This is a genomic window from Bradyrhizobium sp. SZCCHNR1002 (assembly GCF_032381435.1).
Taxonomy (GTDB): domain Bacteria; phylum Pseudomonadota; class Alphaproteobacteria; order Rhizobiales; family Xanthobacteraceae; genus Bradyrhizobium; species Bradyrhizobium aeschynomenes.
Genome location: NZ_JAUHIS010000002.1, coordinates 59,463 through 82,728, shown reverse-complemented (window position 1 = coordinate 82,728; position 23,266 = coordinate 59,463). Strand labels below are relative to the sequence as shown.

The window sequence follows — 23,266 nt, the reverse complement described above, 5'->3', positions numbered from 1 at the left end:
CGGTGTGAAGATCCGCATCGCCTCACCCGATCAAGCTGTCGAAGTTGATCTTCAGATCCTGGCAGGCCCTGATGGCGGTCGCTCGGCCGGCACCGCTGACACTCGAGACGTTGATCGCGGTCCCCGTGAGATAGAGGTTCTCAATGCCGGGTATCTTCAGTTTCGCGAGCTCGGGATTGGGACGGTGGCCGCCGATCTGGTGCAGATATTCGCCGGCCCCGCTGACGTCGCCCTTCTGGAACATCGATGAATGCCGTGACACTTCCAATGGCGTATCGAACCGGCGGCCGATGATGTTCTCATGGGTGACGTTGGGCGCATATTCGCGGTAACGCTCCAGCAGCCAGTCGCCGATTTCCCATTGGCGCTCATCCCAGGATGCCGCACCGGTCCGCAGGTCGAACGGACCGAAGCCATAGACGGTGATCGCGGCCTTGCCCGGGGGACATTGGGTCTCATCGAACTGGCACTGCATATGCGAGGCAAGAATGGTGTCGGTCGATCCTTCGCTCCACATGTCGCCGTAGCGATAATTGTCGAAGACGCGCAGGAATCGCTCAAGCGTGGGCGGTGCATAATTGGCGAGGATCACCCGGCCGGCCTCGGCGCCGGCCTTGTATTTCGGGGGGTCGTTAAGCGCGAGATGCTGGGGCATGATTGAGAAGGCGCCGGTTTTGACTCGCCTGGCGCGGGCGACGACATCCGGTGCCACTTTCTCGACCATATCGCCGATCAGCCAAGGATGAATTTGACCGATAACGGCGACACGCGCCTTGATCTCTTCGCCGGACGCCAGACGGACCGAGGTGGCGCGGCCGTTTTGGACCAGTACCTTTTCGACCGGTGCTTCCGTCCGAAGCTCCGCGCCATGATCTTCAAGGCAGGCGACCAATGCATCGACCAGCGCGCCGCTGCCGCCGACCGGGACGCCGATCGGATAGGTGTGAACCATCCCAGGCATGGTATAGAGGATGAATCCGGTGCCCATGTCCTCCGGCGCCGTCAGCGTCTCCGCGGCGAACTTGAGCAGATGGATGATCAGCTTGTCGCTCTCGAACCATTCGCGGCAGATGTCGAGCTTGCTCATCTGCAGAGCTCGGAAAATCTCCTGTCCCTCAACGCTTTGGTCGAGCAGGGCGTAAAACGGTCCTTGCTGCGGCGCCGGCGTGAACAGGCTCTGCGTCACCATCGGCACGATCTTCATGCTCATCGCCGCAAAGCGGCGGTACGCCTCGGCGTCTCTGGGCGAGATCCTGGCAATGCTCTCGCAGGTCCGGTCGACATCCTTGTAGGTAATGAGCGCGGAGCCATCCTCGAACATCGTCGAATAGACGGCGTCCGGGTAAAGATATTTCAGGCCGTATTTGGACTGAAGCTTCAACTCGTCATTCCTGATCAGCGGATTGGCCTGGATGTTGACGTGCAACGACGAATGCAGGTCGAACTTGAAGCCGGGCGCCAGGATCTCCTTGGTCACCACGCCGCCGCCGAGCCAGTCATTCTTTTCCAGCACGAGCACGCTCAGGCCTGCCTTGGCCAGATAGGCTGCGGTCGTCAGGCCGTTATGGCCAGACCCGACGACCACGATGTCGTAGCTCTTGGACATTGGATGTTCCTCGCGAGCTCAGATCGGATAGTGCTGGTTGGGATCCTCGACGGAGATCCACTGCACGTCGGTGAATTCGTGGATACCCGGGGCACCGCCGAACCGGCCATATCCGCTTGCCTTCATGCCGCCGAGCGGCATCTGAGCTTCGTCATTGACGGTCGGTCCGTTGATATGGCAGCAGCCGAAATCGAGCCGCTGCGCGATCACTATCGCGAGACCGACATCCCTGGTGAAGATCGCGGAGGAAAGACCATACTCGGTGTCGTTGGCCACACGGATGGCATCCTCGACGTCATTGACGCGCACAATCGTCGTGACCGGTCCAAAGGACTCCTCGTAGTAGATGTCCATGCCGGGACTGACGTGATCGAGCAGCGCCGCATTCATCAACGCGCCGTCCGCTTCGCCGCCGGCAAGCAGCTTTGCGCCTTTTCCAACAGCGTCCGCGATCAGGGCCTGCACGCGATGAACGGACTGGACGGAGATCAATCCGCCGAGCGGAACATCGCTGGTCAACGGATTGCCTGCGACCAGAGTCTTGGCCCTCGCCGCGAGCTTGCCGGCGAACTCGTCGGCGACGGCTTGATCGACAACCACGCGCTCGGTCGACATGCAGATCTGACCCTGGTGCATGTAGGCGCCGAACGCGGTCGCTGCGACCGCGGCGTCGATATCAGCATCTCTCAACACCAGAATCGGAGCTTTGCCACCGAGCTCGAGCAGTGCCGGCTTCAGATAGCGGGCACAAGTCTCGGCGACGATCCTGCCCGTTCGCGTCGAACCGGTGAAGTTGACGCGGCGGACGGCCGGATGAGCGATCATCGCCTCGGCGACAGCTCCGGCATCCTGCGGCTTGTGAGTGATGAAGTTGAGGACGCCCGGCGGTAGCCCCGCATCGTGCATGACCTGCGCGAGCTTGAACTGGGTCCCGGGACTAAGCTCGGAGGCCTTGAGAACGACCGTGTTGCCGCAAGCAATGGCCGTGCAGAACGCGCGCACGGCCAGGATCACGGGTGCATTCCACGGCGCAATCGCCAACACCACGCCAGCCGGGCGCCGTACCGCCATCGAGAACATTCCCGGCTTGTTGCTCGGAATGATCTCTCCCTTCACCTGGGTGGTAAGACCGGCGGCTTCCTGCAACATGCCGGCGGCAAGTTTCGCGTTGAAGACATACCAGGGCTTCGAGGCTCCGGTCTCGCCGATCATGACGTCCCTGAACTCGTCAGTGCGCGCTTCGAGCAAAGCGGCAGCTCGTAGGAGAATGTCGCGCCTGGCGGCGGGGGCCGTCGCGGCCCAGGCGGGAAAAGCCGCCGCGCAGGACACCACCGCCTCGACGGCCTGTTCGGATGTCGCTGCGGCTGCTTCCGTGACCAGATCGCCGCTGATGGGGCTGCGCCTTTCGAACCGTCCGGCGGCGCCCGGCCGCTCCACGCCGTCGATGATCAATGATGCCTCGATCATGCATTCCTCCCCAAAGCCGTAGGATGCCCTGGTTCGGTCACCGGGGTCCGCGTCTATTGTTTTTGAGAGTAGTCTCGAAATTGTCCGGCTGTCAAACCGAACGTCGCGTGAAACGAAGAGCGCGGTCCGGATCTGTGCTCCGAAGAGGCGGCAGAGGGCTGCCGCACTGCGAGACGGATATGTATCGACAACGTCGATCCATATCCTCGAAAGAACTTAGCGACGGTTCGGACGTTCAATCGCTCATCGAGCGCGACGGAAATGTGGCTCCAGCACCAGCACCAGCAGCAGGTTCAGGTCCAGTCGATGGCATCGCCAAGGCCCGCCGCTGAGGACGTTGCATCGCGCGACATGTCTCGCCGGTCGGCGGCCGGCCGAGCTGCGTCAGGACAGCGCAAACAGGCGCTCGGCGTTCTGGTATGCAATTAGTTCGCGCTCGCGCTGCGTGAGCGCAGCTTCGTCAAGGAAGCGAACGGCTTCGGCATCATCCTCGTAAGGAAAATCGGCGGCGAACAGGATGCGTTCAGCGCCGAGCACGTCGATCGAGAGGCGAAGTGCGGGCATCGAAGTGACGCCGGCCGTGGTGATCACGAAGTTGTCCAGGAAATATTCGCTCGGAAGTCGGGGCAGTTGTTCGACGGCGCCGATTTTCACCTGCAGCAGATAGCGGTTGTCGATGCGCTGCAGCCAGAACGGGATGCCTTCGCCCATATGGCCAAGAATGATCTTGAGCTTCGGATAGCGGGCAAAGGTGCCGGACATGATCAGCCGCATGGCGTGCAGTCCGGTCTCCGCCGCAAAGCCCCAGCCGGCGAAATACAGGCCATAGTCGAGAAACGGCTGGACCATTCCGGGTCCAGGTTCCCGCGGGTGCAAGTACATCGGCAGGCCGGTTGCCTCCATTGCCTCGAAGATCGGGGCGTAGCGGGACGCATCGAGATATTCGCCGAACGTGTGGGAATTGACGATCAGGCCGCGCAGGCCGAGCGCCTTGATCCGTTCGATCTCGCGCGCGGCAGCAACCGGATCCTGGGGCGCAATGGCGCCCAGCCCGGCCAGCCTTGTCGGTGCAGCGCGCACTGCTTCAGCTAGCGCATCGTTGGCTTCGGCGGCGAGCCGTACCGCGAGATCCGGCGCGAACACCTGGACGCCTGGGGACGTCAAGGAGAGCACCTGGACGTCGATACCGACTTTGTCCATATGGGCGATCCGGCCCTTGCCGATATCGATCAGGCGTCCGTGCAGCAGCGCGTTGCCGGGCGTGTCGGCCAGGATGCTTTCGCCCATCTTGGCAAAGCCCGGCTCGACGTCGGAGCGCGCCAGCACCTTCTTCCATTCCGCGGCGATCTCGGCGGTGACGAAGGCTTCCTCGACCGCAATCTTCTTCATGTCGATCTCCCTTGCGGCCGTCGGCCGCTCACTCTTCAGTCCCGAAGTAAAGATGACGCAGCCGCTCGTCCGCACGCAGGACGGCAGGCGGCCCGGATAGGGTAATCCGTCCCTTGTTGATGATATGCGCGACGTCGGCAAGGTCGAGCGCGCGCTCGATATCCTGCTCCACCACGAGCATGGTGAGGCCCTCGCGCTTGAGCTCGGCGAGTGCCGCGTACAGGCGGTCCATCATGACCGGTGCGAGGCCCAGGCTGATCTCGTCGAAGATGACGAGCCGCGGCTTGGCCATCAGCGCGCGACCGATCGCCAATGTCTGCTGCTGGCCGCCGGACATCGAGGTGCCCGGCGCGTTGCGGCGATCGGCGAGCACCGGAAACAGGTCGTAGACGTGCGCCAGACGCGCCTTGCGCTCCGCTGCATCGGCGCGGCGTGCAGCGACCAGTAGATTTTCCTCAACCGACAGCGAGCTGAAGATGCGCCGCCCCTCCATGCAATGGGCGAGGCCGCGTGTCGCCACCGCATGCGCCGGCAAGCGTGTGATGTCCTCGCCGTCAAATCGGATCCGGCCGGCGGTGACCGGCAAGGCGCGGCTGATGACATGGGCGACAGTGGTCTTGCCGGCACCATTGCTGCCGAGAATCCCGACGACCTGGCCCTGCATGACCGACAGGCTGAAGTCATGGAGCACGCGGGCTTGGCCGTAGCCCGCGGACACGCCATCAAGTGCGAGCAGCGGCTCGGTGCTCGCCGCCGACGAAACGGCATCGACGCGCGGTGGAACTGAAGTGGAGGTCCTGGCCGCGGCGCCATGGCTGGTGCCGAGATAGATTGCAGCGACCTCGTCGCTCCCCAGCACGTCGGTCGTCGGCCCCCTGGCCAGGACCTTGCCGAAGTTGATGACCATGAGGTCCTCGCAGCATTCCTTCACGATCCGGATCACATGTTCGATGATGATGATCGAGCGTTCCGCGTCCCTCAGCGACTGGATCAGGGCGATCAATTCGCTGACTTCGCTGTCGATGAGACCGGCACCGACCTCGTCGAGCAGCAGCAGTTTGGGCTTGAGCGCAAGGGCGCGGGCGACTTCGAGGCGCTTGCGCCGCAGCAGCGGCAGATCGCGCGCCGTGACGTGTGCAGCATCGCCGAGGCCGCAGCGATCGAGGATCTCGCGCCGTTCAGCGGCGGCGGTGCCTGAGGCGATGAAGGGAGACAGCGAGAATTGCGCGACGGCCAGATTTTCTTCAACGGTCATGTCGAGGAAGGGGCGAGGAATCTGATAGGTCCGGCCAATGCCGCTGCGCGCCCGCTCGGAAGCGGGCAGGCTGGTGATGTCGTGGCCGTCGAAATGGATTCGTCCTGCGCTTGCGGAAATGGCGCCGCCGAGCAGCCCTATCAGGGTCGACTTGCCGGCGCCGTTCGGCCCGATGACGCCGAGCACGCGGCCCTTGTCGAGGCGGATATCGAGGCTTTCGACTGCGACAAGGCCCCCATAGCGCTTGCCGAGGCCGACGGCGTCGAGCAGGGGAGGCGCGTCAGCGGCAATCATGAGCTCGCAACCTTGGTGAGGCCGGCACGCCGAAGCGCGGTTTCCAGCAAGCCGCAAAGTCCGCGTGGGGCACAACGGATCAGGATGATGAGAATGACCCCGGTGATCGCGACATGAAGCTCGGGATAATCGGCGAGCAGCTCGCCGATCGCGACGAAGAAGATCGCGCCGACGATGGCGCCGAAGCGCATACCGAGGCCGCCAATAATCACGATTGCGAGCGGATCGACCGACCATTGCAGGCCGAAGCTGCCATAGGGCTCGATGGCGCCGAGCTTGATCGCCTGGAGGCCGCCCGCGATCGCGATCAATGCGCTGGCGACCATGAGAGCCGCGAGCTTCACCCGGAATGCGCGTACGCCGACTTGGCTTGCGGCGTCCTCGTCGTCGCGCACCGCTCGCAGCAGCACTGAGAACCGCGAGCCCGTGGCCAAGGTCATGACCAGGGAGGTGACGACGAGCAGCAGAGCGGCGTCCCGAAACAGCTCCGCGATTTCGGGCAAGTCGGCTCTGACGAACAGGCCGGAAGCACCGCCGAACCAGGGCACGTTGACGACGAGCAGCCGCAGCGCTTCGGCGAGCGCCAGGGTCCCGACGGTGAAATAGAGCCCGCGCAGTCGAAACAGACCGCGCGACATCACAAGCGCCAGCGCCATAGCCACAAGCGCCGAGGCAGCCAGCGCCAAGCCGATGCCGCTATCCGTGTGATTGAGCAGCCCGACCGTGACATAGGCGCCGAGGCCGAAGAAGGAGGAACTGCCCAGCGACACCAGCCCGCAATAACCGGCGAGCAGATTCCACGCTTCCGCCAGCACGATATAGAGCAGCAGCTTGAATCCGATCTCGACGAAATAGGCCGGAAGAAACGAAGGCGCCGCCATCAGCGCCGCGAAGGAGATGCCGGCAACCGCGACGCGGACGAACGGGTGATACAGCAACAGGCTGCGTTCGGGGACGGACGTTGTCAGCACGGTCATGCGCGGCTCCCGAGGAAGCCTTGCGGCCTGAGCTGCAGCATCGCCAGGAACAGCACGAGGCCGACGAGGTCGCGATAGCCGTCGCCGAGGGTGAGCCCGCCGACGCTCTGCAGCACCCCGAGCACGATGCCTCCGACCAGCGTCCCCAGCACGTTGCCGAGCCCGCCAAGCACGATCACCGCGAAATCCGTCAGCAGATAGGTGGCCCCGCTGGTCGGCGTGAACGACAACGCCACACCGATCAGCGTGCCGCCGATTCCCGCACATGCGGTGCCGAGGCAGAAGGTCAGGGCGTAGACCCGGTTGACATTGATGCCGATGATCGCGGCGGCCAGGGGCTGGTCGGCGCTCGCGCGCAACTCGCTGCCGAACCGGCTGCGCGCGATCAACACATGCACGGCCATGATCAGCGCGACCGAGATGGCAAAGCCGATTGCATAGATCTGCGGCACGCTGATTGGGCCGAGCGTCAGGGGAACTGTGGCGTAGTCCCGCTCGATGGCGCGGGTATCGGCGCTGAACAGCAGCACGAACAGGTTCTGCAGGATGATCGAGAGACCGAACATGGTCATCATCGCTGCTTCGGATCCCTTGCCGGCGAGCGGCGCCAGCAGGAAGCGATAGATCGGATACCCGATCAGCGCGAGAATGAGGCCGATCAGCAGGAGTCCAACGAGCGGATCGATGCCGGTTCGTTGCAGCAGGAAGAGACCGGCGTAGGCACCCGCAACGAGGAATTCGCCATGCGCGAGGTTCACCAGACGCATGACGCCCAGGATGATCGAGAGGCCGAGCGCCGTCAGCGCCAGCATGCCGCCGAGCAGCAGGCCAGAGATCAGTGCATTGACGATCACATCGAGACCGGGCATTCGCGTTCGCTCCGCATGAGATCATTGAAGGCCGGCGCGATCGGCGCCGGCCTTCGGTCTGCGGTCAAGGCACGGGGAACAGGATCTTGCCGGTGGCGCGGTCCGCCGGCCAGACGATGCTCGTCTTGCCGCCCTGCCATTGCAGCATCGCCAGCGGCAGCTTGGCGGTATGGCTCTCGTCGAACTTGATGGGCCCGACCACATAGGTCTTGTCGGTCTTGGCTACCGCGGCATTTATCTTTTCGGGATCGAGCGAGCCGGCTGACGCGATCGCGTCGAGCAGGATCTGCGCCGCCGCATAGCTGTCGGCGATGTGTTGGCTGAAGGTGAGCTTGGTCTCGCTTTCGAACGCGGTCGCGAGATCCTTGGCACCGGGATAGGGGAAGCTTGGATCCCAGTAGCCGCCAACCAGAACGCCGTCGGCGAGCTTGCCGAGCGCTTCGGCGAACTGCGCCGGCTCGGCGCCTTTTTCGATGACGAGTAGCTTGGGTGCATAGCCTGCCGAGGCAATCTGCTTGCGGATCGAGACCGCTTGCGGCGTGATGGCATCGACCAGCACGACCTCTGCGCCCTTTGCTTTCGCCTCCGCAACGAGCGAGGTGAACTGGGTATTGTCGACCGGGAATGATGCGTTCTGTACGACCTCGTAGCCGGCGGCCTTTGCCATCTGCGGCCACAGCGTGCCGCCGACGACTTGGCCGTCCGGGCCGTTGTCGTGGAAGATCGCGACCTTCTTGTTGGTCTCGAGCTTGAGATCGTCCAGCACCTTGAACGGAATCGCCGCGAGCTCGGGCTCGTGGAAGAACAGATCCCAGGCGTAATTCCATTTGCGAACCGACTTGAACGCCTCGAGCGGATTGCAGCCGGTGACCAGTGGGATCTTCTTGCGTTCGGCGACCAGCGCCCCGGCATTGACCAATGCCGGCGTGCAGGAGCCGAGCAGGGCTCGCGCCTGATCGCGCGACAGCAGGCTCTCCGTATTGGCCGCTGTGACATTGGGATCGGTCTTGTCGTCACGCAGCACGAGTCGAACCGGCATCTTCCTGCCGTCGATGGTGATGCCGCCGGCCTTGTTGACCTCGTCGACCGCCCGGCTGTAGCCCCACTTCTGGAAGCTGCCGAAACCGGCGAGCGGTCCGCTCAGCGGGATCGACGCGCCGATGACGATTTCATCTGCTGCTTTGGCCGATGTTGCGGTCCAGGCTGCTGCGATCGCGAGCAGCGCGACGGGAAGAAGTCGCTTCAAAACGGGAAGCGGCGCTGATAACGCCGCCTGCGACGTGCGAGTTGCCATATTTTCCTCCATGATGGGTGAGGCCGTTTCGCCTCATTTTATTGACGGTCGCTCCGTCGGGCCGGAGCGTTCCGCAGACGCGTCAGAAGCCGTTGTCGCCGGTATAGCGCCGGTACAGCACCGGCAGGATCTCGGCGAGATAGCCCATCTCCTCGGTGGCGTGCTGATGCAGGCGACGGGCAAAATCGTCATTGAGCTGACGCTTGCGCCCTTCGACCGCGATGTGCTCAGGCACCGGCTCGCGTGTCTTCTTGTCGGCGAGAATGCCGAGCCAGAACCGCGAGCGCATCTCGCAGCCATAATCGGTGTCGCGCACGAAGTGGCACATCCGACCGACATGGACGGGCGCGTCCTGATCGCCGATCCGCGCGCACACCGCGACCGCGCCGGAGGCGTCATAGCGCGCAGCGTCGAAGATCTCGTGCGGATGATGGAAGTCGATGGTCAGGTCATAGACGGGGCCCGTGGGACCCGCGAGATATTCGCTGACCACGTGAGAGGCGCCGATGTAATTGCCGTCGACCCGGTTGAGCCAGGCGCTCGCGACGTGATCGCGCGGATGCCAGAGCTTGTATTGTTCGATGCCGCCGAGCCAGCCGAACCACCAATGGACCATCTTGGCACGGCAGCCCGGCATGCGGGTCAAGGCGGCGACCAGCTTCTTGCCGCCGGTGAGGTCCTTATACCCCGACTCGAACGGAAGATAGCCGGGATCAAGCAGCTGATTGCAGTCCTCGAATTCCACCGTTTCCTCCCGATGTCGTTATCGTCGATCTTGCTTATGGTCTTCGTCTCAAGCGCAAGATGCCACGGCTATGCGGCGTGAGATGGTCGCCCCGAAAGGTTGAGAATCTCCCGCGCGCCGGGTGCGGTTGCAACGCTCCCGTTTGCCTCGCGTACGAGACGTGCGGCACGGGCGACAAACTCAGCATTGTTCTTGGCAAGGCGGCCCTTGGCGTAGAGGACGTTGTCCTCCATGCCGACCCTGATATGGCCCCCTAGCGAAAGGGTCGCGAACAAGATTGGCAGATGGCCAGCACCGATGCCGAAAGCCGACCATTGCGCGTGAGGTGGCAAGAGGCTCTTGAGGAACACAAGGTTTTCGACCGTAGCGGCTATGCCTCCGGCTGCGCCCAGTACGAACTGAAAATAGCCGGGCCCTCGCAATACGTTTTTCTTCATGTAGTGGATCGCGTTGTAGAGCATGCCCGGATCGAATACCTCGATCTCCGGCCTGACGCCGTTCTCGTTCATGACGCCAGCAAGCCTCTCAAGGAAGGCCGGATGATTGATGAACAGTGTCGAATGCATCCAATTCATAGAGCCTGCGTCAAAGGAAGCTAGCTCGGGCTTCAGCTCGATCAAATGCGCCATGCGGGTCTCATCAGTCGCATTCAGGTCGCCGGACGTGGTCAGGTTCAGCACGATGTCGCAGCGTTGGCGGATGCGTCCGACGGTCTCGATAAATCGGCCTTTGTCCATCGTGCCCTTGCCGGCATCGTCGCGCATATGCAAATGCGCGATGGCTGCGCCTGCCTGCCAGCATTCATAGACGTCCTCGGCGATTTCGCGCGGCGTCAGCGGAACCGCGGGATTATGTTCCTTGGTGGGCCAGGCGCCGGTTGGTGCGACGGTGATGATGGTATCGGACATGGGGCGTTCCTCTTATTTAGGCGGCCCGCGTCTTTGCGCGTCCTGCAATCGTCAGGGATAGGTACGTGATGCCTTCAGTTGCGTGATCAGCCGGCCGAGAAATGCGCGGCGCACCGCTGAGGTCGATGACGGGTCGTAGCGATAGAATCCTTCGCCGCTCTTCACGCCGAGCTTGCCTTCGGCCACCTTGCGGCGCAGCAGGGGGCTCGCCTGTTTTGAAGCATCCATGACGGCGAGCAGATTGTCGCCGACCGTGAGCCAGATATCGAGGCCGCCGAAATCGGAGACTTCGAGCTGGCCGGTCGCGGCATAGCGAAAAGCCGGACCAAATTTCAGCGCGGTGTCGATGTCGGCGGCATCGGCGACGCCCTGCTCGATCAACGAGAACACCTCGCGTGCGATCGCCTGCTGAATGCGATTGGCGATCAGGCCGGGGACGTCCTTCGCCACCTTGGCGACGCGCTTGCCGATCTGACGATGCAGGGTTGCGACCTCTTCGAGCAGATCGGAAGGCATGTTGCCGAAGGCGGAGATCTCGACGAGCGGCATCAGCAGCGGCGGATTGTACCAATGCGTCACCAGGGTGCGGACCTGTCGCGTTTCCGGCAAGGCCGCGATCATCGGCGCAAGCGGCAGGCTCGACGTGTTGGTGGCGAAGATGGCATCAGCTGGCGCCAGAGCGTCGATCTCTGCTAACAGCGCCTGCTTCAGCTCCATCTTCTCGGGCGCGGCCTCCACGATGAAGTCGCGGTCTTGCACCGCCGGCGCCAGTGCTTCGAACAGAGCGATACGATCGGAGGCGGCTCCAGCCGTGTCCGCATCGACAAAATTCTCATCCACCAGAAGGCGAAACCCGTCCGCGACCTCGGACCTGATGGTTGCACGCTGTGCGGCCGAAGGTTCGACCAGATTCACCGAAAAACCGTGCAGCGCAAAGCAGGCCGCGATCCCGCGCCCCATCGTGCCGCCACCGATGACGCCAATCCGCTGCAACATGCCTTTCTCCAGATGTTAGGAGCTAGGCGGCGGGATCATCCCGCCGTATAGCCGCCGTCGGCGTCGAGGATGTGGCCGGTGTAGAAATCCGACGCCTTCGAGACCAGGAAGAGCAGGGGACCTGCGAGATCCTGCGGCTCGCCCAGTCGTCCCTTGGGGACGCGGGCGAGGAAACCCTTGCGGACCTCGCGCGCCCGCTCGGTGCCCTCGAACATCCAGGCCGTCAGCGGCGAGCGGAAGACCGTCGGCGCGATCGCATTGACGGTGATGCCGGTATCGCCCCATTCACAGCCCAGCGCACGGGTGATGCCGTCGATCGCCGATTTCGAGGCGCAATAGGCCGAATAGCCGGCGGGATGGCCGAGCTTTCCGCGCGCCGATGACATCAGCACGATCTTGCCGCCACGGCCCTGCGCCAGCATCTGCTTGCCGACCGCCTTGGCCATCAGCCAGGACTGCGTGACATTGGCGTCCATCACGTCGAGGAAACGATCCGCCGCCATGTCGACGATCTTCGATACGTCGTTCTTGCCGGAGGCGACGACGAGGATATCGACGCCGCCGAACGCCGCGACGGTCTCCGCAACGATATCGTCGCAGATCTTCTCATCAGTTGGGCGCGCCTGGATGCTCAGCGTCTCGGCTCCGAGCGCCCTGGCGTCGGCGGCCGTCCGCTCCAGCGCTTCGAGATTGCCGGCGACCGCAGCGACCTTGGCGCCGGCACCGGCCAGCACCTGCACGGCCAGCGCGCCAAACGCACCTGAGGCGCCGGTCACGATCGCGACCTTGCCGCTGATGTCGAACAGAGACAGGGGATTTTTCAGGAAGTTTGCGCTCTCGCTCATGGTGTGACACCCGGCGGATAGGGGATGACGACCAGCATCGTGCAGACATCATTGCGACGATTGACGATCTCGCGAATCTCGTTCGGTGCGATGGTGCAGCTGTCGTAAGGCCCGAGCACGGTCTCCTTCCCGTCGACCATGACCGTCATCTCGCCGGCAAGGACGACATAGACCTTCTCGAACGGCGTCGAGTCCGGACCGGCGCCGCCGCCTGGCAGGAATTGCGAGAGGCCGACCCATTGGTTGGTCGGGCCGCCCGGCTCAAAGCCCTGCAGCCGCAAGCCAACCACGCCGTGGTGATTGGGCGCGTCATAGGGCTTGGCTTCATGGAAGCGTTTCACACGCATCAGAACGCCTCGCCCTTCTCGATGCGGTAAGCTTGGTTCGGATCGGTGATGGCAACCAAGCGGATGATGCAGCCGTCGCCACGATCCCAATTCCAGGGGAAGAACGCGAATGTGCAGCGCTTGCCGGTGACCTCGTCGAGATCGCCGCCGACATTCTCGATGCCGAGGATGCCATGCTTGAACAGCTTGTTGTGCACCGGCTCCCATTCCGGGAAGTCCTCGGTCCAGTCGCGACCGCCCGACCAGGCACGATATTCCTCCCTCAGATGCGGCAGCAGCGGGCCATTGCGATGCTGGCCGATCGCGGTGGCGAGCGGGTGATCATTGGCCTGGGTGTCGTGACCGACGACCTTCACCTGCTTGTCGACCATCCAATCCGCCGCTGACGGGACCAGCCCCGGGCAATAGGCGAAATAATCGCCGTCCTCATAGACCTTGTGCCAACCGGTATTGATGATCAGAACGTCGTGCGGGCGGATGGCATGGCCACAGGCCTTTTCCAGATCATCTGCGGTGATGGATTCCCATTTCTTCTTCGGCAGCGAGACGACGAGGCCCGAGCCGAAGAAATGCGGCAGCGGCACTTCGTCGATGAAAGGCGTGCCCTGCACGACGTGGGCCGGCGCATCGATATGCGTCGTTGAATGCATCGAGGTCGTGATGCGTTGCGACAGCACGCCAGACTTCGCCATGTAGTGGATGCGCTCGATCTTGACGTCTTCGAAATAGGGCCAGTTCGGGCACTGGAAACCCCAGCGATGGGAGAGATTGGTGAACCTCAGGCCCATGGCGTTGTCGGTATTGCTCTGAAAATCGATGCCCCGAATCTTGATGGACATGCGCATCCTTCCCTTCTGAAGTTGTTCTTGCTGGAGGCAAGCGATCGCACTTGCCCCACGTTGCGATACACATGTACCATATCATGGAAAACGTCAACCGAAATTCGGAATGGACAACGGTTCACGCGAGCCGGCTGCGTCCGTCAGTCAGGTGCATCGGTATGATCCGCGCACCCGGCATCGTCGGGCATCGGCCGCTGCGCTAAAGTGTTAGCAAGAGATTCCGATCTCATGATCGATCCAATGGAGGACAGGAGACTGATGTCGAAAGCCGCAGCGCGGGCGTTGAAAACGAGAGCCTCCGCGCCGCCACCGTCTGACGACCGTGGTGGCAATGGCATTCAAGTGCTGGCGCGAGCCGGCAGCATTCTGCGCACGCTGGAGAGCCATCCGAACGGTTTGAGCCTTGGCCAGATCGCGAAGTCGGTCGGGCTCGCTCGTTCGACGGTGCAACGAATCGTGGCGGCGCTGATGGCCGAGGACTTCGTCACGTCGAGCGGGCCTGGACAGGTCAGGATCGGCATGGGTCTGTTGCGGATCGCGGCTTCCATTGGTGCGAATTCCAGCGAGATAATCCGTCCGCACCTTCTGGCCTTGGGCGAGGAAGTTGGCGAAACCGTCGACCTGTCAGTTCTGTCGGGCGGCTCGGTGGTGTTCGTCGACCAGGTGCCGGGCCGGCGTCGACTCACGGCGCTGTCGGCCGTCGGCGAGCGCTTCCCGCTGCATTGCACCGCGAACGGCAAGGCGGTGCTGTCCTGCTTTTCACCTGAAGAAAGCGAGGAGCTGATCGAGAAGAGCCTTGCTGAACATCCCGACTTTCCGCTGGCGAACCGCAGGCGCCTGATCGATGAACTCAACGACATCCGCCGCACCCATCTCGCCTATGATCTCGAAGAGCATGGTGCCGGCATCAGCGCGATCGGCACGGCCGTCATCGATCATTTCGGCCGCCCCATCGCCGTATCGATTCCGGTGCCGACGCAGCGCTTTCTCGAAAACCGCGACGCCTTTGCCGAAAAGTTGCTCGGCTTCCGGCGGAGGGTGGAAGGCATTCTGTCGCGCTGAACGGTGCGAACGGGTCTTGCAGAGGCGACCGTGATGCGATACGGCTGAACCGGATAACAGTACAGCGACAGAAGGTGTCCGTTCGAGACATCCGCGCTGCAGCACCGGGGCGAACAAGCTCCGGGCATTTGAGGGAAACGCCATGATCACACGTCGTTCGGCTCTGCTTGGAGCCATCTCGGGGGCTGCGATTGGGATGGTCGGCTCACGGTCCGCAAGGGCAGAGCCCATCGGGCTGAAGGTCTCGCATTATCTGCCGCCCAACCACACCTTCCACCGCGAGCTGACAAAATGGGGCGAGAGCCTCGCCGAGCAGTCGCAAGGGCAGCTCACGCTCAATATCTTCCCGGCGTCACAGCTGGGGCCGGTCAACCGCCAATTCGATCTGGTGCGCAACGGTGTCGTGGACATCGCGGTTGGTCTCCATGGCGCTACGCCCGGCCGTTTCCCAATGGCAGATCTGGTGGCGCTGCCCTATTCGGGGCCGAAGGCCGGCAACAACAGCGCCGTGACGTCACGCAGGCTCACGGAGTTGGCGCCGACCTATCTCTATCCAGAACATCCGGGCATGAAGGTGTTGTGGATGGCGGTGACCAATCCGCTCATGGTCCACACCAGCAAGCGTCCCCTCGCCAAGCTTGAAGATTTCAAGGGCTTGCGGGTGCGCTATGCCGGCGAACAGTTCGCCCAGATCATTCCGCTGCTCGGTGCAACGCCGCTCGCCGTGCCGCCGGCCGAGACGGCGGACAGCCTCTCCAAGGGCATCATCGATGCCGCCACATTTCCCTATGAAGCGTGCCAGAGCTTCGATCTGGGCACGGTGATCAAATACTCGCTGGAGCCAGGCGTCAGCACGGCGACCTTCGCGGTGGCCATGAATCCAAATAAGTTCAAGTCGCTGCCTGCCGATCTGCAACAGCTGATCGACAAGACCACGGGGCCTGCAATGGCCGAACGATTCGGCGCCGCGTTCGACGCCAGCGAGAAGGCGGGCCGTGCCTACATGACCGGCAAGGGCGTACAAATTTCGCAACTCGCCGATGCTGAGCTGTCCCGCGTGAAGGAGATTCTCGCGCCGCTGCGCGACAAGGCCCTCGGCGAGCTCGAAAAGGCAGGCAAGCCGGGCAAGGCGTTTCTCGACGCCTACACGGCCTGACGCGGAAGCCACCTGACACCTGCCGGAAGCCCGGCAGGGTCCTGCGACAGGATATCAGCATGGCCGCCGCGCCTCTCGAAACCTTCACCGCACGTCTGAAAACAACTCAGGTCCGGCTCGCGATGATCGCACTGGTCATCATGATGCTCAGCACATGCGTCGACGTGACCTTGCGTTTTCTCTTCAACCGCCCGATCCGCGGGGCCTATGACATCGTCGAGGCCTGCCTCGTCGTCTTCGTCTTTCACGGCATGTCGGCGAGTTTCTTTGCCCGCAAGAACATCGTGATCGACATCATCGACTCCTTGGTGAGCCCGCGGGTCGAGCGCGTGCTGGTGCGCCTCTCGGACATCATCTCGGTTGCGCTCCTCATCCTCGTCACCGCGGCGATGATCGCGCCCGCCCTGCAGGCCTATGAGTTCGGCGATCGCAAGCTGGAGCTGGGCCTGCAGCTCTGGGTGCTCTGGATTTTTGCGATCGTCGGCCTGATTGGCACGCTGCTGTGCGCGCTCGGACCCTTAGTGAGACCAGTGCCGACCTCGCGCAGGATATCTCATGCCGAAGGCGGGGAGGGGGCATGAGCGTCCAGTGGATCGGTGCGATCGGCGTTCTCGCGCTGTTTGCGCTGCTGTTCTTTCGCATTCCGGTCTGGGCGGCGTTGATCATCGTCGGCCTGACCGGCAACACCATCATCAATGGCTGGGCCGCGGCTTTCACCACTCTGGGCACGACGCCGTTCGACGTCGCGAATTCCTACCCGTTGTCGGTGATTCCGCTGTTCATCCTGATGGGGGACGTCGCTTCGAGCACGCGGCTGTCGGCCGATCTGTTCAACGCCGCGCGCCTGCTGCTGTCGGGCGTGCGCGGTGGCCTCGCGGTCGCGGCGATCGGGGCGTCCGCCTGTTTCGGCGCGGTCTGTGGCTCATCGATCGCGACGGCGGCCACCATGTCGCGTATTGCGTTGCCGGAGATGCGTAAGGCAGACTATGATGATGGTCTTGCCGCGGGTGCGATCGCGGCGGGAGGATCGATCGGCATTCTGGTCCCGCCATCGATCATCCTGGTGATCTACGGCGCCATCGCCGAGCAGTCGGTGCCAAAGCTGTTCGCAGCCGCGCTGTTTCCGGCGATCCTCCTCACCGTGTCCTACGTCGCGCTGGCGCTGCTTGCGGCGAAGCTGAACCCGAAGCTGGCCCCGCTCGGCAAGCCCGTCAGTTGGCGAGAGCGTCTCGGCGCGCTGCGCCAGCCCTGGCAATTCGTACTGCTGTTCACGCTGACCATCGGCGGCATCTATGGCGGCATTTTTAGTCCGACCGAGGCCGCAGCGCTTGGTGCATTCGGCGCGATCCTGCTCGGCGTGATCGGCCGCAGGCTGTCGGCGGCCCAGTTGTTTCATGCGGTCGAGGGCGCGGTTTCGACCTCGGCCTTGCTTTTTGCCATCATCATCGGTGCGACCTATTTCGCAAATTTCGTCGTCCAGACGCAATTGCCGCAGCTGCTCGCCACGGCCGCGCAGTCGCTGCACCTGCCTGGCCTTGCGGTGATGGGCATCATCATCGTCGCCTATGTCGTGATCGGATGCTTCCTTGAAGGCATCGGCATGGTCCTGATCACGGTCCCGGTGTTCCTGCCGCTGGTGACGCAGTATGGCTATGATCCGGTATGGTTCTCGATCATCGTGGTGATCGTGGTCGAGCTCGGCCTGATCCATCCGCCGGTTGGCATGAACCTGTTCGTCATCCAGGCGCAGGTGCCTGACATCAGCCTCGGCGCCATCTATCGCGGCATCCTGCCGTTCTTGATTGCGCCCTTCGTGCTGCTCGCTCTGCTCCTGATCTTTCCCGAACTCGCACTCTGGCTGCCGAGGATCCTGTATGGCTGATCGTCCGCTCGAGATCGTCGTTATCACGCAGGACGTGCCAAGGCTGGCGGGGCGCCTCGCCGAGGCCTGTCCGGAGGTCATCATCCATGCCGGCGAGGCCGCGTCGGAGGTGCTGGCGCACGCAGCCTCGGCACAGGTACTCATGGGCCTCGCGCAGTCGATTACGCCCGGTCTGGTCGCGGCGACCCCGCAGTTGCAATGGATTCAGGCCTTCACCACCGGGGTCGATCCCTTGCTGGCGCTTGGCTTGCCTCGCCACATCCTCGTCACTTCGGCGCGCGGCATCCACGGCCCGCAGATGTCGGAAATGGCGTTCATGCACATGCTGGCGCTGGGACGGGGATTGCCGCGAATGGTCGACAATCAGCGTCGCGCGGCATGGGAGCGCTGGCCACAGCGGCTTCTGCTCGGAAAGACCGCGGTGTTGGTCGGTATCGGGACGATCAGCGAGGAGCTCGCGCTGCGCTGTCAGGCATTCGGCATGCGCGTGATCGGCATCAGCGACGCGCGCAGCGAGGCGGCTGGATTTGACGCGATCCGTCCCCGCGGCGAGCTGGTGCGCACAGCGCGAGAGGCGGATTTCCTGATCGTACTCGCAGCCTCTACGCCGGAGACGCGGCACCTGATCGACGGAGCGGTGCTCGACGCGCTGCCATCCCACGGCTTCCTGATCAATCTGGCGCGCGGGCCGGTCGTGGACGAAGCCGCGCTGATCGAAAGGCTGCAGCGGCGGACATTCGCGGGGGCAGGGCTCGACGTCTTCAACGTTGAACCGCTACCTGCCAGCAGCGCCCTCTGGCAGTTGGACAACGTGCTGATCACGCCGCATCTCGGCGGCATGAGCGACTGCTATGACGAGCAGCTGCTGCCGCTTGTCGTCGAGAACGTAAGGGCATTCGTGACCGGGAATCATGCGCGGATGCGCAACCGGATCATATTGGGTCAAGCTGGAGCTGCCGCATGAGCATGCACGAACGAATCCCGGTCCGCATCAGCGATTCTGAACTCGCTCGGCGCTGGGCTGCGATGCGGGTAGCGATGAAGCGGCACGACATCGATGTCGTCATTGTGCAGGCCACCAATGATTGGCTCGGTGGAAATGTCAAATGGCTCACCGACATTCCCGCCAATAACGGCTATCCTCGGACGGTCTTGTTCTATGCTGACGACCTGATGACCGTGATCGAAATGGGCGTCTTCGATGGCCGGCGTTCGCTCAAGGGTGAAGACCCTGTCCATCGCGGTGTCGGCACCATCCTGACGACGCCATCGTTTCCGTCGATCGACTACACGGTGCGCTATGATGCTGATCTGGCCGTGAGGGATCTGCTGGCGCGGAATGTTCGGCGGGTCGGGCTCGCCAATGCCGGCGGATTTCTCGCGGGGTTCAGCGATGCTCTGCGCGGCGGACTTGCCAATATTGAGATCATCGACGTCACCGCTGATCTCGACGCGCTGAAGGCGATCAAGAGCGAGGAGGAGCAGGGCCTGATCCGGCGTACCGCGGCGCTGCAGGATGAGGTGTTCGCGCATGTCTGCCGCGTGATCCGTCCTGGCCTTCGCGACATCGATGTTACCTCGGCCGCTCAGATGAAGGCCCAGCAGCTCGGCAGCGAGCAGGGCATCTTCCTGGGTGCGTCAGCCAAGATCGGCATCCGCTCGCCCTTCATGGGCCGGCACTTCCAGGGCCGCACCCTGGCCGAGGGCGATCATCTGTCGCTGCTGATCGAGGTCAACGGTCCCGGCGGCTTCTTTTGCGAGATCGCGCGCACCTTGGCACTGGGCAAGGCGAGTGCGGAATTGCACGACGGCTTTGCGGCCGTGAAGGCGGCACAGGACCATACGTTATCGCTGCTCAAGCCAGGAATATCGGCACAGTCTATTGCGGCGGCTCACGATGCGTACATGACCTCACGCGGCCTGCCGCCGGAGGTGAGGCTCTATGCGCACAGTCAGGGCTACGACATGGTGGAGCGCCCGCTGATCCGGCGCGACGAGACGATGGCGGTCGCTTCAGGAATGAACCTCGCCGTGCATCCGGGATATGAGACCGAAGCGATCTTTGCGGTGATCTGCGATAACTACATCATCGGTCCCGAAGGACCGGGGGCATGCCTGCACCGGACCGAGAAGAGGATATTCGAGCTATGACGGTTCGCACCGGCTGCTAGCCCGTTGATCTTGTTGGAGTTGCCCGCTTCCCTAGGGAGCGCCATTTTCCAGGCCAAGCTATTGATCTCCAAAGCTTCGTCGGTGGAGTTGCCACTTCGCTGTCTGGCGGTTTGCCACTTTGGTTTTCGGACTGCCGCTGGATCGCCTGTCTCGCCAGCCGCTCCTGGTCCGCCGCGCTCGTATAGCGCTCGACTTCTGCCAGCGCCTTGTGCCCGGTAGTGGCCGCGATCTCGCTTGCAGAACCCCCCGGCCTCGGCCAATCGCCGCGCGGCCGCTTTTCGGAGCCGATGGGCTTTGCAGCGACGACCTATGGCGAGCAGCTCTCGGTGAAGGGCTTCGGCCGGACGATCTCGGCTGTCATCCGGGAAGCAGAGCGCCCCCAACGAACATACTTCAACCGGATTACACCACGTCCGCCCATGTATCGGATCCCTCACTCTCTCCTTCATGAGGAAGAGCCTTGAATGCTGCGCGGAGCTCATCAACGTCCCAGACGAAGCGCCGGTCAATTCGTCGAGGGCGCGGCATCCGGGATTCCTTCACGAGTGCGCAGAACTTGCTTGCGGAGAACGCGTCTGGGGGGCGTATCAATAGAGCCGAGCCGGACAAAGGCAGCGCTGCGGTTGGAGGCTCCGGCACGTCGCGATGAACCGATGTGCCGGCCGAACCGGCTTCCATCGGGAAGCGGCGGAGGTTCATTTCGCACCCGACAGTAAGCTCTTGATGAAATCGACGGCTCCCGCGGATTCTGCCGGATCGGGCGGCGGCGCTTCGGCGGTCGACGGTTGCGCCGCCAGACGCACGGTGTGCGCGTGAAGATGCCGCGTCCGCCGGTGGGCGTGAGTGGCGCTCTGTCCGTGCCTCTGCGAAGCACTGCTCACGGTGATCGTGATCTTCTTCGATACCAGCGGTGGATCGAAGTTGAAGTGCATGCCGTCGCCGAGGACGAGCTGCAGGGTATGCTTGCCGGGAGGCAGCTCGATCAGAGCTTCGGTCTCGCCCGCGCCGTAGTGCAGGTGCTTTCTGTCCTGCGGAATCGGCTCGCCCGGGCTGATCGGCTCATCGGCGTCGATCAGGAGGTGATGATGGCCGGTGTTGGCAAAGCTGTCGCCAGCATGGGTGACGCCCATGTTGCGGAGGCCGAAGCGGCACCAGAACGCGCTCTTCGTGGTGTCGCCGTCGGCGGGCGTGATGAAATACAGGTAGGCGTCCTTCGGGGCCGTCTTGCCCTGCGCCCATGAAGGCGCCGGCGATAGCATCAGCGTGCAGGCCAGCACGGCGGACCCGAGCGTCGCGCATCGAGCGCGACGAAGTCGTCGCCAGCACCTCAGATCGAATAGCGGCGCGTGAAGCGCGGATGTCTCACTCCACATAACTCCTCAACTCACAAATAACGACGATCATGGATGGCAAATATCGAACGATCGAGCCGATCAATGAATGGGCACTAGCGCGGCGAATTTGAGGTTTCGATCGGTCTCGTCCTGCGACTCCGATAAGAATTTGAATAAAGAAGGCTCAGCAGAAGAGTCGTCCTGCGGATCTCCCCGACGCTGCAATTTGCTGCGTTGCAGGAGGCCTGCGGGCGCTGGCCCGGCATCGGCGTCGACGGCACGCTGGCCCCGGCTCAGCACAGGGCGGCCGCATCAGAGCGAAAGCGCGACGCGGAAGCCATGGGTCGGATATCTGACGCGCCCATCATAGCGGTCGCGGCTTCCGCTGCGGGCGTAGCTCGCGTCCTTCTTCCACGAGCCCGAGCGAATGACATGCACGAAGCTCTGCTCGTCGATCCATGAAGAGCCATCGGACGGCGCGCCCTGATAGCTCTTGTGCCAGCTGTCGGCCACCCATTGGTCGACGCCCCCGCCCATGTCGAACAGTCCAAACGGATTGGCCGCAAAGCTTCCGACCTTCATCAGTTGCGCGGGCGCGCCGGTGCCATTGCATCCGTTGCAATTGGCCATGCCGGAGCGCATCTGGTCGCCCCACCAGAACGTCGTCGTTGCGCCGCCACGTGCAGCGTACTCCCATTCGGCTTCAGTCGGCAGCCGAAACGGTTTGCCGACTGCCCGTGAGAGCCATGCCAGATAGTCCGTGGCGTCGTCATAGCCGACATTCGTCACCGGGTTGTCGTCCGGGCCGCTCATCACGTCGGCGCATGCCTTGTCAGCCACGCACGCCTTCCACTCGCCAATCGTGACGGGGTATCTGCCGAGTGCGAACGGCTTGATCGTGACGCGGTGGACCGGAAGCTCGGAGCTCTCGACGCCGCCCATCACGAATGTTCCTCCTGGAATCATCACGATGTCGGGCAGGCGAATCGTCGCTGCCTCCGCCGGCCCTGAGACCGCTGTTGGTGCGGTCTCGGCAATTGTCGCAGCGCTTGCCGACGCGGGGAGGGCGGGCGCCTCGAGCGGCGCGGTTTCCGCGGAGCGCGAGAGCGTTGCAGTATCCGAGGGCGCGTCCGGCAGCGGCGCCGGGGCGCTCGCGGCCGACATGGCCTCTGCCGTGACGACGCGCACCGAACTCTCGACGCTTGCGCGGCTCGACGCGGCCACGGAGGCCTCGACGGTTTGCGGCTGTGTTGGCGGGGGAGCGGCCGGCTCCCGCGCCAGCATGAACCAGCTAGCGGCGGCAGCGAGCAACAATGCGCCGAGGCCGGCCGCCGCGGCGCGGGTCCAGACCAGCGGCCTGCGCTCCGCCCTCGCCGCGGCCGCACGAAGCCTCATCGCCAGCCTGTCGTAGCCGTGCGCCTGCCAGATCTCCGCGCGGCTGCGCGCCTCGTTCGGGACGTATTGAGCGATCGAGACGCCGGGAATGCTGCAGACGACCCGTCCCGCCTGTCCGCCGCCGGGAGCGGTGGCCTCGACCTCGGCTGCATCGCATCGTGCGGCGAGCGATTGCTTCAAGGGGCCGCACATCATCAACAACAGTCCGCCGTCACCCCTACTTCGGCGCTCCTGGACATCGGGACACGCGACCTGCTCGTCGACACGGTGGAAGCTGGGCGAGCGCAGCGCGTTCATCGCCACCCGCACGATCCGGCCGCACTGCTCGCAAGGCACCGGATAGGTGACGGCGGTCAGCGGTCTCTCGTCCCGATCGGTGGCCGGCGCCTGCGTTGGCGCGAGGACGTCGATGCCCATCATCGGACGCCTTC

Annotated in this window: 21 protein-coding genes; 6 read left to right on the top strand and 15 right to left on the bottom strand. The window is 63.5% G+C overall.

Going from position 1 to position 23,266, the window contains the following annotated elements; all coding sequences use genetic code 11:
* Positions 1-22: 22 nt before the first annotated feature.
* The 13 genes from QX108_RS12870 to QX108_RS12810 all read right to left on the bottom strand — a co-directional run bounded on the left by QX108_RS12870 (position 23) and on the right by QX108_RS12810 (position 13,831).
* On the bottom strand, positions 23-1,606 hold the full coding sequence (locus QX108_RS12870; RefSeq protein ID WP_315785339.1) for an NAD(P)/FAD-dependent oxidoreductase: 1,584 nt from the start codon (positions 1,604-1,606) through the stop codon (positions 23-25).
* Between the two features lie 18 nt (positions 1,607-1,624).
* Positions 1,625-3,070, bottom strand: coding sequence for an aldehyde dehydrogenase family protein (locus tag QX108_RS12865; RefSeq protein ID WP_315785623.1), 1,446 nt, complete (start codon positions 3,068-3,070; stop codon positions 1,625-1,627).
* A gap of 387 nt (positions 3,071-3,457) precedes the next feature.
* The gene (locus tag QX108_RS12860; RefSeq protein ID WP_315718692.1) at positions 3,458-4,462 is read right to left on the bottom strand and encodes an amidohydrolase family protein; all 1,005 of its coding nucleotides are present in this window, start codon (positions 4,460-4,462) and stop codon (positions 3,458-3,460) included.
* Positions 4,463-4,490: 28 nt separating this feature from the next.
* The gene (locus QX108_RS12855; RefSeq protein ID WP_315785621.1) at positions 4,491-6,011 is read right to left on the bottom strand and encodes an ATP-binding cassette domain-containing protein; all 1,521 of its coding nucleotides are present in this window, start codon (positions 6,009-6,011) and stop codon (positions 4,491-4,493) included.
* Positions 6,008-6,988 carry a branched-chain amino acid ABC transporter permease gene (locus tag QX108_RS12850; RefSeq protein WP_315785335.1) on the bottom strand — a complete coding sequence of 327 codons (981 nt, stop codon included), beginning with the start codon at positions 6,986-6,988 and terminating at the stop codon, positions 6,008-6,010. Before QX108_RS12850 ends, QX108_RS12855 begins: the two co-directional genes overlap by 4 nt.
* Positions 6,985-7,857, bottom strand: coding sequence for a branched-chain amino acid ABC transporter permease (locus tag QX108_RS12845; RefSeq protein WP_315718695.1), 873 nt, complete (start codon positions 7,855-7,857; stop codon positions 6,985-6,987). Before QX108_RS12845 ends, QX108_RS12850 begins: the two co-directional genes overlap by 4 nt.
* A gap of 64 nt (positions 7,858-7,921) precedes the next feature.
* Positions 7,922-9,151 carry an amino acid ABC transporter substrate-binding protein gene (locus tag QX108_RS12840; RefSeq protein ID WP_315785332.1) on the bottom strand — a complete coding sequence of 410 codons (1,230 nt, stop codon included), beginning with the start codon at positions 9,149-9,151 and terminating at the stop codon, positions 7,922-7,924.
* 82 nt (positions 9,152-9,233) lie between these two features.
* Positions 9,234-9,896: a DAPG hydrolase family protein gene (locus QX108_RS12835; protein WP_315785330.1), complete on the bottom strand. Its 663-nt coding sequence runs from the start codon at positions 9,894-9,896 to the stop codon at positions 9,234-9,236.
* A 68-nt stretch (positions 9,897-9,964) separates the two neighbouring features.
* Complete coding sequence (locus QX108_RS12830) at positions 9,965-10,804, bottom strand: 3-keto-5-aminohexanoate cleavage protein (RefSeq protein WP_315718698.1); 840 nt, start codon at positions 10,802-10,804, stop codon at positions 9,965-9,967.
* Between the two features lie 51 nt (positions 10,805-10,855).
* The gene (locus QX108_RS12825; RefSeq protein WP_315785328.1) at positions 10,856-11,800 is read right to left on the bottom strand and encodes a 3-hydroxyacyl-CoA dehydrogenase family protein; all 945 of its coding nucleotides are present in this window, start codon (positions 11,798-11,800) and stop codon (positions 10,856-10,858) included.
* A 35-nt stretch (positions 11,801-11,835) separates the two neighbouring features.
* Positions 11,836-12,645: an SDR family NAD(P)-dependent oxidoreductase gene (locus tag QX108_RS12820; RefSeq protein ID WP_315785326.1), complete on the bottom strand. Its 810-nt coding sequence runs from the start codon at positions 12,643-12,645 to the stop codon at positions 11,836-11,838.
* Positions 12,642-12,992, bottom strand: coding sequence for a cupin domain-containing protein (locus tag QX108_RS12815; protein ID WP_315785324.1), 351 nt, complete (start codon positions 12,990-12,992; stop codon positions 12,642-12,644). Before QX108_RS12815 ends, QX108_RS12820 begins: the two co-directional genes overlap by 4 nt.
* Positions 12,992-13,831 (bottom strand): cyclase family protein, encoded by an 840-nt coding sequence (locus QX108_RS12810; protein WP_315718702.1) that lies wholly within the window; start codon positions 13,829-13,831, stop codon positions 12,992-12,994. The genes QX108_RS12815 and QX108_RS12810 overlap by 1 nt, the downstream gene beginning before the upstream one ends.
* A gap of 231 nt (positions 13,832-14,062) precedes the next feature.
* On the opposite strand from QX108_RS12810, the gene QX108_RS12805 reads away from it, so the two are divergent.
* The 6 genes from QX108_RS12805 to QX108_RS12780 all read left to right on the top strand — a co-directional run bounded on the left by QX108_RS12805 (position 14,063) and on the right by QX108_RS12780 (position 20,085).
* Positions 14,063-14,896: an IclR family transcriptional regulator gene (locus QX108_RS12805; protein WP_315785322.1), complete on the top strand. Its 834-nt coding sequence runs from the start codon at positions 14,063-14,065 to the stop codon at positions 14,894-14,896.
* A gap of 142 nt (positions 14,897-15,038) precedes the next feature.
* The gene (locus QX108_RS12800) at positions 15,039-16,052 is read left to right on the top strand and encodes a TRAP transporter substrate-binding protein (RefSeq protein ID WP_315785320.1); all 1,014 of its coding nucleotides are present in this window, start codon (positions 15,039-15,041) and stop codon (positions 16,050-16,052) included.
* A gap of 59 nt (positions 16,053-16,111) precedes the next feature.
* Positions 16,112-16,633 carry a TRAP transporter small permease gene (locus QX108_RS12795; RefSeq protein WP_315718705.1) on the top strand — a complete coding sequence of 174 codons (522 nt, stop codon included), beginning with the start codon at positions 16,112-16,114 and terminating at the stop codon, positions 16,631-16,633.
* Entirely contained in the window at positions 16,630-17,934 is a 1,305-nt protein-coding gene (locus QX108_RS12790) for a TRAP transporter large permease (RefSeq protein WP_315785318.1), read from the top strand. The genes QX108_RS12795 and QX108_RS12790 overlap by 4 nt, the downstream gene beginning before the upstream one ends.
* Positions 17,927-18,898: a D-2-hydroxyacid dehydrogenase gene (locus QX108_RS12785; protein WP_315785315.1), complete on the top strand. Its 972-nt coding sequence runs from the start codon at positions 17,927-17,929 to the stop codon at positions 18,896-18,898. Before QX108_RS12790 ends, QX108_RS12785 begins: the two co-directional genes overlap by 8 nt.
* On the top strand, positions 18,895-20,085 hold the full coding sequence (locus tag QX108_RS12780) for a M24 family metallopeptidase (RefSeq protein ID WP_315785312.1): 1,191 nt from the start codon (positions 18,895-18,897) through the stop codon (positions 20,083-20,085). The genes QX108_RS12785 and QX108_RS12780 overlap by 4 nt, the downstream gene beginning before the upstream one ends.
* Positions 20,086-20,801: 716 nt before the next feature.
* Here the strand turns inward: QX108_RS12780 and QX108_RS12775 are convergent.
* Together QX108_RS12775 and QX108_RS12770 are read right to left on the bottom strand one after the other, a co-directional pair.
* Positions 20,802-21,365, bottom strand: a complete 564-nt coding sequence (locus tag QX108_RS12775) for a DUF4399 domain-containing protein (RefSeq protein WP_315785619.1) — start codon at positions 21,363-21,365, stop codon at positions 20,802-20,804.
* A gap of 387 nt (positions 21,366-21,752) precedes the next feature.
* Positions 21,753-23,255, bottom strand: coding sequence for a formylglycine-generating enzyme family protein (locus tag QX108_RS12770; protein ID WP_315785309.1), 1,503 nt, complete (start codon positions 23,253-23,255; stop codon positions 21,753-21,755).
* Between the last annotated feature and the right edge of the window lie 11 nt (positions 23,256-23,266).

Bases quoted from the DNA above. Each gene is read 5' to 3' on its own strand.
- QX108_RS12870 (WP_315785339.1), bottom strand. From the start codon at position 1,606: ATGTCCAAGAGCTACGACATCGTGGTCGTCGGGTCTGGCCATAACGGC.
- QX108_RS12860 (WP_315718692.1), bottom strand. From the start codon at position 4,462: ATGAAGAAGATTGCGGTCGAGGAAGCCTTCGTCACCGCCGAGATCGCC.
- QX108_RS12855 (WP_315785621.1), bottom strand. From the start codon at position 6,011: ATGATTGCCGCTGACGCGCCTCCCCTGCTCGACGCCGTCGGCCTCGGC.
- QX108_RS12850 (WP_315785335.1), bottom strand. From the start codon at position 6,988: ATGACCGTGCTGACAACGTCCGTCCCCGAACGCAGCCTGTTGCTGTAT.
- QX108_RS12845 (WP_315718695.1), bottom strand. From the start codon at position 7,857: ATGCCCGGTCTCGATGTGATCGTCAATGCACTGATCTCTGGCCTGCTG.
- QX108_RS12840 (WP_315785332.1), bottom strand. From the start codon at position 9,151: ATGGCAACTCGCACGTCGCAGGCGGCGTTATCAGCGCCGCTTCCCGTT.
- QX108_RS12830 (WP_315718698.1), bottom strand. From the start codon at position 10,804: ATGTCCGATACCATCATCACCGTCGCACCAACCGGCGCCTGGCCCACC.
- QX108_RS12825 (WP_315785328.1), bottom strand. From the start codon at position 11,800: ATGTTGCAGCGGATTGGCGTCATCGGTGGCGGCACGATGGGGCGCGGG.
- QX108_RS12820 (WP_315785326.1), bottom strand. From the start codon at position 12,645: ATGAGCGAGAGCGCAAACTTCCTGAAAAATCCCCTGTCTCTGTTCGAC.
- QX108_RS12815 (WP_315785324.1), bottom strand. From the start codon at position 12,992: ATGCGTGTGAAACGCTTCCATGAAGCCAAGCCCTATGACGCGCCCAAT.
- QX108_RS12810 (WP_315718702.1), bottom strand. From the start codon at position 13,831: ATGTCCATCAAGATTCGGGGCATCGATTTTCAGAGCAATACCGACAAC.
- QX108_RS12805 (WP_315785322.1), top strand. From the start codon at position 14,063: ATGATCGATCCAATGGAGGACAGGAGACTGATGTCGAAAGCCGCAGCG.
- QX108_RS12800 (WP_315785320.1), top strand. From the start codon at position 15,039: ATGATCACACGTCGTTCGGCTCTGCTTGGAGCCATCTCGGGGGCTGCG.
- QX108_RS12795 (WP_315718705.1), top strand. From the start codon at position 16,112: ATGGCCGCCGCGCCTCTCGAAACCTTCACCGCACGTCTGAAAACAACT.
- QX108_RS12790 (WP_315785318.1), top strand. From the start codon at position 16,630: ATGAGCGTCCAGTGGATCGGTGCGATCGGCGTTCTCGCGCTGTTTGCG.
- QX108_RS12785 (WP_315785315.1), top strand. From the start codon at position 17,927: ATGGCTGATCGTCCGCTCGAGATCGTCGTTATCACGCAGGACGTGCCA.
- QX108_RS12780 (WP_315785312.1), top strand. From the start codon at position 18,895: ATGAGCATGCACGAACGAATCCCGGTCCGCATCAGCGATTCTGAACTC.
- QX108_RS12775 (WP_315785619.1), bottom strand. From the start codon at position 21,365: ATGCTATCGCCGGCGCCTTCATGGGCGCAGGGCAAGACGGCCCCGAAG.
- QX108_RS12770 (WP_315785309.1), bottom strand. From the start codon at position 23,255: ATGATGGGCATCGACGTCCTCGCGCCAACGCAGGCGCCGGCCACCGAT.